This is a genomic window from Aeromonas sp. A600620, assembly GCF_029479985.1.
In the GTDB taxonomy this organism is placed as follows: domain Bacteria; phylum Pseudomonadota; class Gammaproteobacteria; order Enterobacterales; family Aeromonadaceae; genus Aeromonas; species Aeromonas veronii_A.
Genome location: NZ_JAAKXB010000009.1, coordinates 57,314 through 72,457, shown reverse-complemented (window position 1 = coordinate 72,457; position 15,144 = coordinate 57,314). Strand labels below are relative to the sequence as shown.

At 58.1% G+C, this 15,144-nt stretch carries 14 protein-coding genes and 1 pseudogene; 11 read left to right on the top strand and 4 right to left on the bottom strand.

All coding sequences use genetic code 11. From position 1 onward, the window contains the following. Positions 1-137: 137 nt before the first annotated feature. From galE to G5533_RS12620, 4 genes are read left to right on the top strand one after another with little or no spacing between them, the layout of a single operon-like run. On the top strand, positions 138-1,178 hold the full coding sequence (gene galE / locus G5533_RS12635) for a UDP-glucose 4-epimerase GalE (RefSeq protein WP_441254871.1): 1,041 nt from the start codon (positions 138-140) through the stop codon (positions 1,176-1,178). Between the two features lie 33 nt (positions 1,179-1,211). Next, a complete protein-coding gene (locus G5533_RS12630) occupies positions 1,212-2,270 on the top strand; it encodes a UDP-glucose--hexose-1-phosphate uridylyltransferase (RefSeq protein ID WP_236562970.1) in 1,059 nt (352 codons plus the stop codon). Further along, positions 2,267-3,418 carry a galactokinase gene (galK, locus tag G5533_RS12625; RefSeq protein WP_441254870.1) on the top strand — a complete coding sequence of 384 codons (1,152 nt, stop codon included), beginning with the start codon at positions 2,267-2,269 and terminating at the stop codon, positions 3,416-3,418. The genes G5533_RS12630 and galK overlap by 4 nt, the downstream gene beginning before the upstream one ends. Beyond that, positions 3,415-4,386: a galactose-1-epimerase gene (locus G5533_RS12620; RefSeq protein ID WP_441254869.1), complete on the top strand. Its 972-nt coding sequence runs from the start codon at positions 3,415-3,417 to the stop codon at positions 4,384-4,386. Before galK ends, G5533_RS12620 begins: the two co-directional genes overlap by 4 nt. Before the next feature lie 297 nt (positions 4,387-4,683). Here G5533_RS12620 and G5533_RS12615 read toward each other — a convergent pair whose 3' ends face one another. Further along, positions 4,684-5,724 carry a LacI family DNA-binding transcriptional regulator gene (locus G5533_RS12615; protein WP_139408882.1) on the bottom strand — a complete coding sequence of 347 codons (1,041 nt, stop codon included), beginning with the start codon at positions 5,722-5,724 and terminating at the stop codon, positions 4,684-4,686. A gap of 291 nt (positions 5,725-6,015) precedes the next feature. Between G5533_RS12615 and G5533_RS12610 the strand changes: the two genes are divergently transcribed. From G5533_RS12610 to bacA, 5 genes and pseudogenes are all read left to right on the top strand, one after another. Continuing rightward, positions 6,016-7,110 carry a 1,4-beta-xylanase gene (locus tag G5533_RS12610; protein ID WP_441254868.1) on the top strand — a complete coding sequence of 365 codons (1,095 nt, stop codon included), beginning with the start codon at positions 6,016-6,018 and terminating at the stop codon, positions 7,108-7,110. A 65-nt stretch (positions 7,111-7,175) separates the two neighbouring features. Continuing rightward, on the top strand, positions 7,176-8,522 hold the full coding sequence (locus tag G5533_RS12605) for an MFS transporter (RefSeq protein WP_216952636.1): 1,347 nt from the start codon (positions 7,176-7,178) through the stop codon (positions 8,520-8,522). A 261-nt stretch (positions 8,523-8,783) separates the two neighbouring features. Beyond that, complete coding sequence (locus G5533_RS12600; RefSeq protein WP_421172454.1) at positions 8,784-9,107, top strand: SemiSWEET transporter; 324 nt, start codon at positions 8,784-8,786, stop codon at positions 9,105-9,107. Positions 9,108-9,141: 34 nt separating this feature from the next. Further along, positions 9,142-9,273 (top strand): annotated as a pseudogene (locus tag G5533_RS12595) (aldose epimerase family protein); the annotation flags it as partial. Positions 9,274-9,388: 115 nt separating this feature from the next. Next, a complete protein-coding gene (gene bacA / locus G5533_RS12590; RefSeq protein ID WP_069527669.1) occupies positions 9,389-10,204 on the top strand; it encodes an undecaprenyl-diphosphate phosphatase in 816 nt (271 codons plus the stop codon). A gap of 66 nt (positions 10,205-10,270) precedes the next feature. On the opposite strand, the gene G5533_RS12585 is transcribed toward bacA, so the two are convergent. From G5533_RS12585 to G5533_RS12575, 3 genes are all read right to left on the bottom strand, one after another. After that, on the bottom strand, positions 10,271-10,966 hold the full coding sequence (locus G5533_RS12585; RefSeq protein WP_421324032.1) for a ChrR family anti-sigma-E factor: 696 nt from the start codon (positions 10,964-10,966) through the stop codon (positions 10,271-10,273). Continuing rightward, positions 10,959-11,528: a sigma-70 family RNA polymerase sigma factor gene (locus G5533_RS12580; protein WP_421324042.1), complete on the bottom strand. Its 570-nt coding sequence runs from the start codon at positions 11,526-11,528 to the stop codon at positions 10,959-10,961. The genes G5533_RS12585 and G5533_RS12580 overlap by 8 nt, the downstream gene beginning before the upstream one ends. A gap of 141 nt (positions 11,529-11,669) precedes the next feature. After that, positions 11,670-12,236 (bottom strand): LON peptidase substrate-binding domain-containing protein, encoded by a 567-nt coding sequence (locus G5533_RS12575; protein ID WP_279011232.1) that lies wholly within the window; start codon positions 12,234-12,236, stop codon positions 11,670-11,672. A 299-nt stretch (positions 12,237-12,535) separates the two neighbouring features. Between G5533_RS12575 and argS the strand changes: the two genes are divergently transcribed. Beyond that, positions 12,536-14,281 carry an arginine--tRNA ligase gene (gene argS / locus G5533_RS12570; protein ID WP_421209205.1) on the top strand — a complete coding sequence of 582 codons (1,746 nt, stop codon included), beginning with the start codon at positions 12,536-12,538 and terminating at the stop codon, positions 14,279-14,281. 3 nt (positions 14,282-14,284) lie between these two features. Next, entirely contained in the window at positions 14,285-15,127 is an 843-nt protein-coding gene (locus tag G5533_RS12565) for an SPOR domain-containing protein (RefSeq protein WP_421297486.1), read from the top strand. The last annotated feature ends 17 nt before the right edge of the window (positions 15,128-15,144 follow it).

The following is a 15,144-nucleotide window of genomic DNA, read 5'->3' as shown; positions in this document are numbered from 1 at the left end:
GGGTGAAACGCATATCTGCCATCAGGATGATCACAAAAACAGTGTAATCGTTTACATTGTTTTGCAAGCAAGCTCACAGTTTGGTCGCCACACCCTCGGCTAGACTGCTTCCAGACACTTTTTCAGTGGAGAGCAAGATGAACGTTCTGGTCACCGGCGGTTGCGGATATATCGGCAGCCACACCTGTCTGGCCCTGCAAGCGGCAGGCATGAATCCCGTGGTGGTCGACAACCTCGGTAACAGCAAGCGCAGCGTGCTGGCGCGAATCGCCGCCATCAGCGGCCAGCAACCCCTGTTCTATCAAGGGGATATTCGCGATGCAGCCCTGCTGGACAGGATCTTCGCCGAGCAGCATATCGATGCTGTGATCCACTTTGCCGCCCTCAAAGCGGTCGGTGAGTCGACCCGCATTCCACTGGATTACTACGAGAACAACCTCGGCGGCACCCTCACCCTGCTGCAGGCGATGAAGCGGGCCAATGTGTACAATCTGGTGTTCAGCTCATCAGCTACCGTCTACGGCGATCCCGCCAGCCTGCCGATCCGCGAGGATTTCCCCCGCAGCGCTACCAACCCCTACGGTCGATCCAAACTGATCATCGAGGAGATCCTCGAGGATCTGCAGCTGGCCGAGCCCCACTGGAGCATGACCCTGCTGCGTTACTTCAATCCAGTCGGCGCCCACGAGTCGGGCACCATGGGTGAAGACCCGCAGGGGATCCCCAACAACCTGATGCCCTATATCACCCAGGTCGCCATTGGCCGTCGCGACTGCCTGTCTGTCTTTGGAAACGATTACCCCACGCCGGACGGCACCGGCGTGCGCGACTACATCCACGTGATGGATCTAGCCGAGGGGCACGTCAAGGCGCTGCAACACTGCGCCGGCAAGGGTGGCGTGCACACCTATAACCTGGGCACCGGTCAGGGCCAGAGTGTGTTGCAGCTGGTCGCCGCTTTCTCTGCTGCCTGTGGCAAGCCGTTGCCATTTCGCATCGAGCCGCGTCGCCCGGGCGACATCGCAGCCTGCTGGGCCGATCCGGCCAAGGCCGAGCGCGAGCTGGGCTGGAGGGCGACCCGCAACATCGACGCCATGTGCGCCGATAGCTGGCGCTGGCAATCCGCCAATCCGAACGGTTACGAGGAGTCGGCCTGCCTGCTCCCTGTTAATAGATGACCCTATTTTTCAATACCTTATTCAGGAGAGATGATGTTCAACCCCGTCGATCATCCCCATCGCCGCTTCAACCCGCTGACCGGCCAGTATGTGCTTGTCTCCCCCCACCGGGCCAAACGCCCCTGGCAGGGACAGGTGGAGAAGGTGAGTCAGGCCCCCAAACAGGCCCACGATCCCGACTGTTTCCTCTGCGCGGGCAACACCCGGGTCACCGGCGACATCAACCCCGACTATCAGGGCACCTTCGTCTTTACCAACGACTTCGCCGCCCTGATGCAGGATACCCCGGCCGCCGATAGCGCCAGCGATCCCCTGCTGAAACTGGAGGCCGCCCGCGGCACCAGCCGGGTCATCTGCTTCTCGCCGGACCACGGCAAGACCCTGCCCGAGCTGCCGCTGCCCACCATCGAGGGGGTGATCACCACCTGGATGGATCAGGTCGCCGAGCTGTCGGCCCAGTGGGAGTGGGTGCAGGTCTTTGAAAACAAAGGGGCCGTCATGGGCTGCTCCAACCCGCACCCCCACGGCCAGATCTGGGGCAGCGACTTCCTGCCCAACGAGATCGCCCGCGAAGAGCAGCACCAGCGTGACTGGCTGGCCGAGCATGGCCGCCCCATGCTGCTGGAGTATGTGGAGCGGGAGCTGGCGGATCGCTCTCGCATCGTGGTAGAGACCGAGCACTGGCTCGCCGTGGTTCCCTTCTGGGCCGCCTGGCCGTTCGAAACCCTGCTGCTGCCCAAGGCGCACGTCCCCTCCATGCTCAATGTGACCCAGGCCCAGCAACAGGATCTGGCGGTGGCGCTCAAGGAGCTCACCAGCCGCTACGACAACCTGTTCGAGTGCAGCTTCCCCTACTCCATGGGCTGGCACTTTGCACCGCCCAAATCGGAGTGCCCCGAGGCGTGGCAACTGCATGCCCACTTCTATCCGCCGCTGCTGCGCTCCGCCACCGTGCGCAAATTTATGGTGGGCTTCGAGATGCTGGCCGAAACCCAGCGCGACCTTACCCCCGAGCAGGCTGCCGAGCGGCTGCGTGCCCTGAGCCCCGTTCACTACACCCAGACCAGCCACACCAATGAGGAGGCCCTATGACCCCCAGCCAACGCGTCAGCACCGTTTTTGCCGAGCAATTTGCCAAAGCGCCCGATCTGCTGGTGCGCGCCCCCGGCCGCGTCAACCTCATCGGTGAACATACCGACTACAACGACGGCTTCGTGCTGCCCTGCGCCATCGACTACGAGACCTGCGTCGCCATCGGTCTGCGCGATGACCGGCAAGTACAGGTGATCGCCGCCGACTACGACAACCAGCGTGACCTGTTCGACCTCGACCAGCCCATCGAGCACCACGCCGACCAACGCTGGAGCGACTACATCCGCGGCGTGGTGAAGTATCTGCAGGAGCGCGGCTATGCCCTGCGCGGCCTCGATTTGGTGGTCTCCGGCAACGTGCCGCAGGGGGCGGGACTCTCCTCCTCCGCCTCACTGGAAGTGGCCATCGGTCAGGCCTTCAAGGAGGCGCTGGGGCTCGACATCAGCCAGGCCGAGATCGCCCTCAACGGCCAGCAGGCGGAGAACAAGTTCGTCGGCTGCAACTGCGGCATCATGGATCAGATGATCTCCGCCAGCGGCAAAACTGACCACGCCCTGCTGCTCGACTGTCGCTCGCTGGAGACTCGCCTCATCCCCATGCCAGCGGATCTGGCTGTGCTGATCGTCAACTCCAATGTGCGCCGCGGTCTGGTGGACAGCGAATACAACACCCGCCGCCAGCAGTGCGAAGCGGCCGCCCATCACTACGGGATCAAGGCGCTGCGCGATCTCGATCTGGCCGGACTGGAAGCGGGCAAAGCCGGGCTGGATGAGGCCTGCTATCGCCGTGCCCGCCACATCGTCGGTGAAAACGCCCGCACCCTGGCGGCCGCCGATGCGCTGGCGAGCCACGACCTGACCCGCCTCGGCGAGCTGATGGCCGAGTCGCACGCCGCCATGCGCGATGACTTCGAGATCACAGTGCCCGCCATCGACGGTCTAGTGGAGATCATCAAGGCCAGGATCGGCACAGATGGCGGCGTGCGGATGACCGGCGGCGGCTTCGGCGGCTGCGTGGTCGCCCTGCTGCGCCCGGAGAAGGTGGCCGAGGTGATCGCCGCGGTCGAGGCGGAGTATCCGGCCCTCTCGGGCCTCAAGGCCGACTGCTACGTCTGCCGCGCCAGTGCGGGAGCAGGGGGCATCGCATGAAAGAGTTCCATCTGCAGAATGCAGCCGGCCTGCGGTTGAGCGTACTCGATTTCGGGGCTACGCTCACCGCCCTCGAGATCCCGGTCAATGGCACCTATCGTAATGTGCTGCTGGCTTGTGATCCGCTGGATTACCCCAATCAAGGCTCTTATTTGGGGGCGATAGTAGGACGTTTTGCCAATCGTATCGGCAACGCCCGCCTAGAGCGAGCAGGGCAAGAGTGGCAACTAGACGCCAACGAGGGCACCACCTGCCTGCACGGGGGCAGTGACTCTCTGCACAACCGGGAGTGGCAACTGGACAGGCTGGCGGAAGATCGCATCCGTCTGCAAACTCGGCTGGCCGATGGCGAGCAGGGTTTCCCTGGTAATCTGGACGTCACCGTAGAATACCGGCTGGAGCAGACCGATCTGGTGATCGAGCTGAGCGCCACCACAGATGCTCCGACCCCGGTCAATCTCACCAGCCATGCCTATTTCAACCTGGATGGTAGTGATGTGCGTGATCACCACATCATCATTAATGCAGACCGCTATCTGCCAACCGATGAACACTCGCTGCCGCTTGGTATTGCGCCGGTCGAAGGAGTATTCGATCTACGCCATGGCAAGCGGGTCGGAGAACAGTGGATGGCCCATGCGCAGCAAAAAAAATGTCTGGGATTCGACCACTGTTTCTTGTTTGTTGATGCCTCGCCCTCACCACAAGCCACCCTGATGGCAGGGGATGGCAGCCTGTGTATGGAGATGTACACCAATCAGCCAGGCGTCCAGCTCTACACCGGCAACTGGTTGGCTGGCACCCCAAAACGCGGGGGGGGGCATTGGGGCAACTATCAGGGGCTCTGCCTGGAAGCACAGCAAGTGCCAGATAGTCCGAACCGTCCAGAATTAGGTAACCCATGGTTGGAGCCAGGAGAACGCTATCAGCACATAACCCGTTATCGGCTCATTCCGGTTATGGCTTGACCCACTGAAGGGGCGCGTCAAGGCGCCCCTTTGTCGCATCTCTCCCGCCCGGCTTATTCAACACAACCAAGAAAGAAGCATGCTACGGCTTGGCATCATTACGATATCAGCCACCGCGTGCAGTGCTGATGGGTGTATGGCTTTCAGAGTGACGTTGACCTGCTCGTGTCGGGTAAAGTCATTGAGTACCCATTTACATTCTTACCGCCAACCACACTACTTGGCAGGCATGACGGGAACATATGGGCACGCCCTGTGGCATAAGGAACCACTACGCAACAGGTCATCGAGAGAGGATCAAATTTTGTTAACTGGCTGACCCCTGGTCGAGGCACGGATCAGCAACTCCCCTTCCAGCTTCATCAGTAAAGCGATGGGCTTCTCTCCTTGGGCCAGTTGCAACAAGGTGTCCACCGCCAGTTTACCCATCTCGTCGTAAGGTAGTTCGATAGAACTCAAAGGGGGCTCCATTTCGCAGGCCAGCATCTGGTTATCATGGCCCGCCACCAGAATGTCTTCCGGGATGCGCAATCCCGCCTCGGCTATCGCCTGGTAACAACCCTGAGCCATGTAATCACTGCAACAGAAGATACCATCAGGCGGCTGAGGCAGCGCCAGCAGTTGCCGAGTCTGCTCATAAGCCTCATGTAGCGACCAGTTGCCCACACGCACCCATTGTGGATCCGGTATCAAATCGTGGTTGATCAACGCCTGACGATACCCCTCCAGCCGCAGACTATTTGCCTCCATCCATGGCTCCCCCTGAATAAGAGCCACTCGTTTGCAGCCTTGCTCCAACAGGTGCGCCGTCACCTTGTAACCCGCCAGCTTATCGGCAGGCAGGATGGAATAACTTTCGGACGAGCCACTGCCCTCCAGGTAGCAGTTGAGCAAAACGGTAGGCACCTGCGGGGAGAGCTCCATCTCGGCAAGTTGTCGTGTCATGGAAGAGGCAAAAATCATCCCCAGATAATCCCCCTGATTGATCTCCTGCTCGATCAACTTGGTGAGCTCCGCGCTGTTGCGATAATCGAATGTAACCAGCATGCGATCTGCCTCCCAAGCGCGTTCATTGCAGGCATTGATCGCATCTAGAAAAGGGTCATATGGAGTCAGGCCATTGAAAACAAAAGCTATTTTTCTAGCAGATGGTCCCTTGGGTAGATGTTCAGCTCGCTTATGCTGGTAACCCAGTTCGGCCGCTTTTTCAAGCACTCTACGCCGCGTTTCCTCCGCCAGTTTGATGGTGGTTGAACCATTGAGCACCAGTGAAACCGTTGATTGGGAAACACCTGCAGCTGCAGCGATGGCGCTCATGGTGATGCGTTTACTATTCATTGATATGGCCATAGTTTGAGCAGTACCGCCCAGATAATAATATTAATTATTTATCTTTTATCATGACTCATGATTACGGACATGAGCAAGCAGCACAACAGCCCACAAGGACGATAGAGGGTTTTCGGTTATCGTCCCGAGTACAGATGGCTCGCCAGCCATGCCTGTTAACCCCCTAAATTTGTTCATTTTGTGACTAATCCCTGAATTCTATCCTTCATGATTTGCAACTAAAGATATTAGCTAATATTAATTGTTGTAAGTTTAAATAATTAGTTGCAAGGATATCCGATGGCGATACAACAGTGGTCAACAGAACGAGCTTGGCAATGGTGGAACAAACAACCTTGGCTATTGGGCTTCAACTATCTCCCCCGCACAGCGGTCAACTGGACCGAAATGTGGCAGGGAGAAACCTTCGACCCAGTCATCATTGACCAGGAACTGGGTTGGGCCAACAAACTGGGCTACAACACCCTGCGAACCAATCTGCCCTTTATCGTCTGGCAGCATGATCGGGATGGCCTGCTCGCGCGCATTGAGCAGTTCCTTGGCCTGTGTAGCAAGCACAATATCCGCGTGATGATGACCTTGATGGATGACTGTGGCTTCTCCGGCGATCACCCCTATCTGGGCCGCCAGCAACCACCTCGGGAAGATGTACACAATAGCCAGGCGGCGGCCAGTCCCGGTCGGAATGTCGTCATTGACCCGACCCAATGGCGCGAAGTGGAACACTATATTCGCGACCTGATACGTACATTTGCACAGGATGAGCGGATCTTTATCTGGGATCTGTACAATGAGCCGACCAACCGGGGCATCTTTTCGGAAGGCGATGTCGAGGTGCGTTTCGATGAGTCGCTGGAGACATATGCCCACTATCTGATGGAGTTGGCTTTTGTCTGGGCCCGAGAAGAGAACCCCTCCCAGCCACTCACCGTCGGCGCGTGGCATGCACCCTACAGCATAGCTCAGGGGGATTCGGAATTTACTCCGGAAAACACCTTTACTCATCCGACCGACCTGCGCGCTATGGAGCTATCGGATGTCATCACTTTCCACTCCTATCAGCGTATGGAGGGGCTGAAAATCTCTCTGGATGTGGTCAGCAAATATCGCCGCCCGCTCCTCTGCACAGAGTGGCTGGCCAGGCATGTCGGCAGCGTGATGGAACAACAACTGCCACTCTTCAAAGAGTTAAAAATAGGTGCCTATCAATGGGGTCTGGTAAAAGGGAAGACGCAAACTCACTTGCCATGGCCTTTCGTTCGCAATATCGACCCCGATTTCCGCAGGGTCTGGTTTCACGACCTGCTGGAGGAGGATGGTACCCCCTACTCTGCCAGTGAAATAGAACTGCTCCGCACATTGACCCGTTCATAACGCAAAAGAGGACGCCACCCTAGTGGCGCCCCTCACAACACATTCATGTTGGGAAAGGTTGGCAGATGACAGATCAAAAGATACACAATAGAGAGCTGGTGGGATATTTCAGCTATGCCGTCGGGCAATGCCTCAGTTTCGGCCTGGTGGGATCATTTATCCTCTATTTTTACACCGATATCCTTGGAATATCGCCCGCTGCAGCTGGGGCTATTTTCCTCATTGCCAGAGTATGGGATGCCATCAACGATCCTATTATCGCTGGTTATATGGACACTCTTAATTTCAAACGTGGCAAATTCACGCCATATATGCTTTTCGTTCCCTTCTTGATTGCCGGGATCACCTCTCTCAGCTTCATTGGCATGGATTTACCCATGACCACCAAGGTAGCTTATGCAGCAGTCACCTATATCGCGTGGGGGATGATATACACCTTGTCTGATGTACCTTTCTGGACCATGTCATCGGTCATGAGCCAAGAGCCACAGGAGCGAGCCAAGGCCGTAACCGTCGCCATGTTGGGCGTCAATATCGGCATTGGCAGTGCTTCCATCATATTCCCGAAGCTCACCGAACTGTTTGCTGCAACCAGCAGCACCAAGGGCTACATGGAAGGTGCCATCTGCCTGATGCTGATCGCCCTGCCACTGATGGTGCTCGGAGCAAGCCAGATGAAAGAGCGCATCAAGCCCAATCCGAATGACAAGATCACCATTAGGGACTCTTTCCGCGTCCTGCGTTCCAACAAACCGTTGGCGTATGTACTTGGCGCCTTCTTCTGTAACGTGTTCTTTAATCTGGCCACCGGGCTCTACATTTTCTTCTTCACCTACAACATGGGTGATGCCGGGCTGCTCTCGGTGATGGGCTCTATCGGTGTGGCAACCTCTATGGCCTGTATGCTGATGCCGATATTGACCAGCAAGCTCAGGAAACGTGATCTCTTCCTGCTACTCACTCTGCTGGAGATTGCATTACGCATCGGTTTCTATACGACAGGCTACGACAGTCTGATAATGGTGTTCGGCTTCCTCGCCTTGATCCATGCGGCCAACGTCATCACCAATCCGCTTATCTCGGCCATGTTGAGTGAGACCATCGAATATGCAGAACTAAAGTCTGGCCGCCGTTGCGCTGCCATCGCGTTCTCGGGGCAGACCTTTACCGGCAAACTGGCTTGGGCCATCGCAGGTGGTATTTCCGGTACCCTGCTGATCTGGCTTGGCTATCAACCGAATGCGGCACAGACTCAGGCTACGATGGACGGACTATTTATCTGTATATCACTTGTGCCGATATTGGGTAGCATATTACGGGTGATGATCATGACCCGCTACAATTTCACCGAAGATAAGCACGCCAAAGTACGTCATGCTCTAAATAAATGGCGATCCATTTCGTCTCTTTAACATAAAAAAATGAATGCTTTACCATAAAATATACGCCAGTCGAATTGAGCGCCTCTATCCATTCAACTTGACTGGCAAATTCCATTCAAGAAAATGAAAACTACAATGATTGATGAATTATTTTTTCGTTGCATTGCGCATAGGAAAAGCAATCAACATAAGTTACATTAATCATCGAAAGCCACTGGGTAAACTTTTGCTGAAGTATATTACACGATAATAAATATCCATTGCCTCCATTGGTCTTTGAGGAGTTCAAATTTGTCGGTTTATTTCTGGCACAATATCGTTATTGTGCCAATCGCTCTCTGCGTTCTGGTTTTCTGGCTCGACACCGCCAACCTCGGTCTCTGTGCAGCCTTTCTGACCACAGGATCTTTTGCCTTGCAAGTTATACACATAATAAAGACCCAAGAAACCAGGGCCATCTCAACCAATATGTATCTGGTCTTCAGCTGTGGCGTACTTCTATGGTTGATCTACGGCCTGCGCACTAACGACATGCCCATCACCATAGCAAACAGCATCACTCTCGCTCTGGCCTGCGCCGTCCTGATGCTCAAGCTGCGTAACGAAAGGAACTGATGAGCATTCATACAACCTGGGGCTGGCACTCGGGGATCACGACGGCTTCTGTCTTGAGACGCAACAGCTGCCGGACAGCCCCAATCGGCCCGAGCTGGGCAACCCCTGGCTGCTGCCGGGCGGGCGTTATCACCACCAGACCCGCTACCGTTTTATCCGCGACTGACTTAAAGGTTTCATGATTTTTACATAGCCTCAGCAGTCACTATCGAGCAAGATAAGCCGCCCCGAGACCCTCCCGGGGCGTTTTTACATCAACGAAGTTAAGGATTGTTTGTTCGATGACTGACACCTATAGCCTGCTGGTCGCCTTTATTCTGGGCGTCGTCGAGGGGCTGACCGAGTTCCTCCCCGTCTCCTCCACCGGCCACATGATTATCGTCGGCCATCTGCTGGGCTTTGAAGGGCCCAAGGCTGCCACTTTCGAAGTGGTGATCCAGCTTGGCTCCATCCTCGCCGTGGTCGCCGTCTTCTGGCGCCGCCTGTTTGGCCTGATTGGCATCCACTTCGGCCAGAAGCCGTCCCGGGATCACGCCACCCTGTCGCTGATCCACGTCATCCTCGGCATGCTGCCCGCCATCGTGGTCGGTCTGGCCATCCACAGCTGGATCAAGGCCAACCTGTTTGGTCCACAGACCGTGATGTACGCGCTGGTCGCGGGGGGCATCCTGCTCATCATCGCCGAGAAGTTCCGCCCGGCCGTCACAGCTGAAACCCTTGATGACATCAGCTACAAGCAGGCGTTCGGCATCGGTCTGTTCCAGTGTCTGGCCCTGTGGCCCGGCTTCTCCCGCTCCGGCGCCACCATCAGTGGTGGCATGCTGATGGGGATCAGCCGTCACGCCGCCGCCGAGTTCTCTTTCATCATGGCAGTGCCCATGATGGTGGCGGCCAGCGGGCTTGATCTCTACAAGAGCCGCGATTTCCTCTCGATGGCCGACTTCCCGATGTTTGCCGTGGGCTTTATCACCGCTTTCGTGGTAGCGATGTTTGCGATCAAGACCTTCCTGACATTGATCCGCCGCATCGACTTTATCCCGTTCGCTATCTACCGCTTTATCGTGGCATTCGCCGTCTATCTGGTGTTTGTCGCCTGACCGGCAACCAGCAATCAAATGAAAAAAGGGACCAATCTGGTCCCTTTTTCTATGGCGTCAGAGTGCTTAGTAGAGGTGCTGGCTGATGCCATTCAGCAGCCGCGACAGCCCCTTGGTGAACTGCACCGGCGCATCCTGCACCGTGTAGCAGAGGCAGCCATCTGGCGTATGCGGGCTATGGGAGTGGCTGGCATCGCGCCAGATGAAATCTCCCACCTTGTAAAGGGTATCGCCATCCTGAATATTGCCAGCCAGCAGCAGGGTCAGCTCATAGCCCTGATGGGTGTGCTCGGGGATGCGACCGCCCGCTTCGATATGGAGCAGGCTGGCGCGGGCACCCATCTCGTCCAGCGGCAGACTCTGCTGACGAATGGCCCCGATATGGCGCCACTTGGGCGAACGATAGCGGGCCAGCACCCGTGGCAAACGGTAGGCGTGACCGGCTACCTCCAGCTCTCCGGACTGGGCTCGGGGCTGGTCATGTGTTGGCTCGGAGAGGGGCTCTGCCAGCGGCTGGGCCAGAATATCCGCCAGCATGGCGTCGAATCCGGCGTCCAGTCCCACTTCATCGCGGGAGTCCAGCTTGGGCTCTACTGGCGAGGCAAGATATTGCTGCGCCAGCTCCTCTTCGAATGTCTTTAGTCGGGCAGCACAATCGGGGCAGAGTTCACAGTGGGCGGAGAGCCCCACCGCCAGCGGCAGAGGCAGCTCGTCGGCGGCGAAGGCACGCAGCATAGGGTCGGTCGGATGGGCTTTAATCATGGCCTTGCTCCACTTGCTCTTTCAGTTTCTGTAACGCCAGCCGGAGGCGGGACTTGATGGTGCCGAGTGGCACGCCGAGCCGCTCCGCCAACTCCTGCTGGGAGAACTCCTGCAGATAGATGCCACGCACCACCTGCTGTTGCGGCTCCGGCAGGGTGCCCAAATAATGGGCCATCTGACGGGTCAGCACCGCATCTTCCCCCCCGCTCATGTGCTCCTCTTCGGCCTGAAACTCCAGCACCGGCCACAGCTCCTCGGCACAGAGATCCTCCTTGCTGGCGCGACGACGGCGCAGCATGTCGAAGCACTGGTTGCGCATCACGGTATAGATCCAGGTGGTCGGCGCCCCCTTCTCGGGGTGGTAGAGACGCGCCTTCTGCCACACCAGCAGCATGGTCTCCTGCACCAGCTCCATGGCGTTGGCTTCGCTGCCGAGGTGGCGCAGGCCGTAGCTGCGAATGCGCGGCGCAAAGTGTTGGAACAGGCGGGCAAAAGCAGCCTTGTCAGCCTGCTCTGCCACCCTGATCAGCAGAGATTTGAGGTCGCCATCCGAGTTATCCATCACGGGCGAAGTCCTGCGTATGGTCGAGTGTGGTTGGCCAGTATATGCCATTGCGCCATCCCTTTGGTGTGCTGTCGAACATGCTGTGGTAATGACTGATACGGCTCTGCGGCGCTGGCAGATCAGCAGTTCAGAAAAAAATCAGTGACTGGCCACCAGCACTCCTTTGAGCAGGGCGATGGCGGGCTGATTGTCGGCGGCGGCCAGCAGCAGCTGCTTCTGCTCGGGGGGGATCGGCAGCACCTCCAGCCAGCGCTGTGCCACCCAGTTGCCATCGTCCCAGCGGGGGGCGGGATAGAGGGCGGCATAGTCGGGATAGTCGGCAAACACCTCCCGCAGCGCATCGGCCAGTGGCAGCTGATCGGGATGGAGCCGCCGGGGCGGCCATGCCGGCAGCGAGGTTACCTCACCGATGCGCAGGCCATCCTGCTCCTGCCACAGATCCTCTATCTGCAGCCGCTCCACCCCCTGCACCGTGATCCCGAGCATGCCGTCCGGCAGCCGGTCGAAGTCGATGACGTTGACCCGGGTGGCGATGGGCAGCATGTTGCGCAGGGCGTCAGGCTGGCGCGGATCCACCATGCAGAGGGCAAAGCCCGCCTCCCCCGCTTCGGCCACCATCCGCAGGTATCTGGGTTCGAAGATCCGCAGCGGCATGATGCCGCCGGGCAGCAGGTGGGCTGATAGGGGAAACAGTGCCAGTCGCATCACAAACTCCTTGCTGGGTTACGACTCTAGGTACGTGCAACAGCCAGCGGGAGATCAGTGTCGGGAAAAACCCTTAACAATCAGGGGAAATAGCCTGGACAAGGCGCTTCGATATGCAGTAGAAATGGATAAGCACCATAATTTCCGTCCAATATTCTGGAATATGGCGCCAAACGCAGTGAAATATCCGCCCGACAGCGAGCGGCGGGTCATCCCTATAGTTTTCTCGAGCCGATGCGGGTAAAATTCACGCCCTTATATATCAGTCATTTTTCGACGCGCAACCTTGGTGGTCAGTTATGAAAGAGCATATTCATCATCTACTTGAACAAACGGTAGCCAATCTCAAGTCAGCAGGCGTCCTGCCGGCGGACCTGGAAGCCCGCGTGCAAGTAGACCGATGCAAGGAAAAAGCTCACGGTGACCTGGCCACCAACCTGGCCATGCTGCTGGCCAAGCCGGCCCGCAAGAATCCCCGTGAGCTGGCGGCGGCCATCATCGAGCACCTGCCTGCCTCCGACCTGATCGCCAAGGTCGAGATCGCCGGCCCCGGCTTCATCAACTTCTTCTTCGACCAGCGCTGGCTGGCCGGTCAGGTCGAGGCCATGGTGACCTCTGCCAACGCCAACGTACGGTTGCCCACGCCACAAACCGTGGTGGTGGACTACTCCGCCCCCAACGTGGCCAAAGAGATGGCGGTGCACCACATCCGCTCCACCGTACTCGGTGACGTGGCTGCGCGTGCGCTGGAATTCCTCGGCCACAAAGTGATCCGTGCCAACCACATCGGTGACTGGGGCACCCAGTTCGGCATGCTGATCGCCTATCTGGAGAAGATGTCCAACGAGCATGCCAGCGACATGGCGCTCAAGGATCTGGAAGCCTTCTATACCCAGGCCAAGCGTTGCTACGACGAAGACGAAGCCTTCGCCGAGCGCGCCCGTAACTACGTGGTCAAGCTGCAGGGCGGCGACGAGTACTGCCGTACCATGTGGAAGAAGCTGGTCGACATGACCATGGAACAAAACCAGATCAACTATGACCGCCTGAATGTCTCCCTGACCAACAAGGACATCATGGGCGAGTCCATGTACAACGACATGCTGCCGGAGATCGTGGCCGACCTGAAAGCCAAGGGGCTGGCGGTCGAAAGCGAAGGCGCCACCGTTGTCTTCCTGGACGAGTTCAAGAACAAGGATGGCGAGGCCATGGGCGTCATCATCCAGAAGAGCGATGGCGGTTTCCTCTACACCACCACCGACATCGCCTGTGCCAAATACCGTTATGAAACCCTGGGTGCCGACCGTGTCATGTACTTCATCGACTCCCGTCAGCACCAGCACCTGATGCAGGCCTGGACCATCACCCGCAAGGCAGGCTATGTGCCGGAATCCGTCCCCCTCGAGCACCACGCCTTCGGCATGATGCTGGGTAAGGATGGTCGTCCCTACAAGACCCGTTCCGGTGGCACCGTCAAGCTGGTTGACCTGCTCAACGAAGCGGAAGAGCGCGCCGCTGCCCTGCTGGAGAGCCGCAACAGCGACCTCTCTGCCGAAGAGAAGGCCAACGTGGTCAACGCAATCGCCATGGGCGCGGTCAAGTATGCGGATCTCTCCAAGAACCGCACTACCGACTACATCTTCGACTGGGATCTGATGCTGTCGTTTGAAGGCAACACCGCCCCTTACCTGCAGTATGCCTACACCCGTATCCAGTCCATCTTCCGCAAGGCTGGCGTCGATGCCGCTACCCTGACCGGCAATGTGACCCTGAACGAAGAGGCCGAAGAGGTGCTGGCCCAGAAGCTGATCCAGTTCTCCGACGCGGTCAATGGCGTGGCCGACAAAGGCATGCCGCACCTGCTCTGTACCTACCTGTACGAGTTGTCCGGCAACTTCATGACCTTCTATGAAGCCTGCCCGATCAACAAGGATGGCGTGGACGAGGCAACCCGTCAGAGCCGTCTGCTGCTGTGCGCCGCCACCGCCAAGGTGCTGAAACTGGGCCTCGGCGTACTGGGCATCCATACCCTGGAGCGCATGTAATAGATGGCAACCCGGGATTATGTCGGCAGCCGCCCACGACGTCGGGCGGGTGGTCGAAACAGCAAGAAAGCGGCCCCTCGCCGCTTTCCTGTTATTCCAGTGCTGTTGGTCGTGGCACTGCTGGCAGGCTTTGGTGGCTTCCTTTACATGATCAATGGCAAGGGCAGCGACGCCCCCACCATCGAAGAGCAGGTAAAGGCCAACAAGCCAAAACCACAGAACAACGGGTTGCCACAGGAGAAGTGGAGCTACATCGAACGGCTTGAGAACAAGCAGGTCGATGTTATCGAGCCACCGCCCCAGCCGGGCGTGCTGCCACCGCCCCCCGCCGATACTCTGACCCTGCAGCCGGAAAAGCTGCCGCAACCGGTACCGACCGACATTCCCCAACCGGGGACGCCCATCGGCCAGTCCAAACCCTATCAGACCAATCCGGCGACCACGCCTGACAACGGTGCGCCCGTTGCCAGCGCTCGGGAACAGGTGATCGATCGCCAGGCCGAACGGGAGCGAATGGAGCGGGAGATCCGTGCCGAGCTGGAGCGGGAGCAGGCCGAAGCGGCCAAGGCCAAAGCGGCTAACCCGCCAGCCCAGACCGCAGCCGCCAACAGCGGTCGCTATATGATGCAGTGCGCGGCTCTGCGCTCGCAGGATTCCGCAGAGTCGCTCAAGGCACGTATCGCCTTCACCGCCGGTCTCTCTTCCAGCCTGCAGGTGGTCAACACAGCCAACGGTACCGTCTACAAGGTGATGGTGGGCCCCTTCAACGGCAAGGCGGCCGCCGACGCGGCCAACGGCAAGCTGCAGAGCTCCGGCATCAGCGGCTGCATTGCCAAGAAGGGTTAGCATACTGTCAGGCTGAA

Excerpts from the sequence above, each read along its gene's own strand:
- G5533_RS12575 (WP_279011232.1), bottom strand. The coding sequence starts at position 12,236 with ATGCGACTGGCACTGTTTCCCCTATCAGCCCACCTGCTGCCCGGCGGC.
- G5533_RS12630 (WP_236562970.1), top strand. The coding sequence starts at position 1,212 with ATGTTCAACCCCGTCGATCATCCCCATCGCCGCTTCAACCCGCTGACC.
- galK (WP_441254870.1), top strand. The coding sequence starts at position 2,267 with ATGACCCCCAGCCAACGCGTCAGCACCGTTTTTGCCGAGCAATTTGCC.
- bacA (WP_069527669.1), top strand. The coding sequence starts at position 9,389 with ATGACTGACACCTATAGCCTGCTGGTCGCCTTTATTCTGGGCGTCGTC.
- G5533_RS12585 (WP_421324032.1), bottom strand. The coding sequence starts at position 10,966 with ATGATTAAAGCCCATCCGACCGACCCTATGCTGCGTGCCTTCGCCGCC.
- G5533_RS12610 (WP_441254868.1), top strand. The coding sequence starts at position 6,016 with ATGGCGATACAACAGTGGTCAACAGAACGAGCTTGGCAATGGTGGAAC.
- G5533_RS12620 (WP_441254869.1), top strand. The coding sequence starts at position 3,415 with ATGAAAGAGTTCCATCTGCAGAATGCAGCCGGCCTGCGGTTGAGCGTA.
- G5533_RS12565 (WP_421297486.1), top strand. The coding sequence starts at position 14,285 with ATGGCAACCCGGGATTATGTCGGCAGCCGCCCACGACGTCGGGCGGGT.
- G5533_RS12605 (WP_216952636.1), top strand. The coding sequence starts at position 7,176 with ATGACAGATCAAAAGATACACAATAGAGAGCTGGTGGGATATTTCAGC.
- G5533_RS12580 (WP_421324042.1), bottom strand. The coding sequence starts at position 11,528 with ATGGATAACTCGGATGGCGACCTCAAATCTCTGCTGATCAGGGTGGCA.
- G5533_RS12615 (WP_139408882.1), bottom strand. The coding sequence starts at position 5,724 with ATGAATAGTAAACGCATCACCATGAGCGCCATCGCTGCAGCTGCAGGT.
- argS (WP_421209205.1), top strand. The coding sequence starts at position 12,536 with ATGAAAGAGCATATTCATCATCTACTTGAACAAACGGTAGCCAATCTC.
- galE (WP_441254871.1), top strand. The coding sequence starts at position 138 with ATGAACGTTCTGGTCACCGGCGGTTGCGGATATATCGGCAGCCACACC.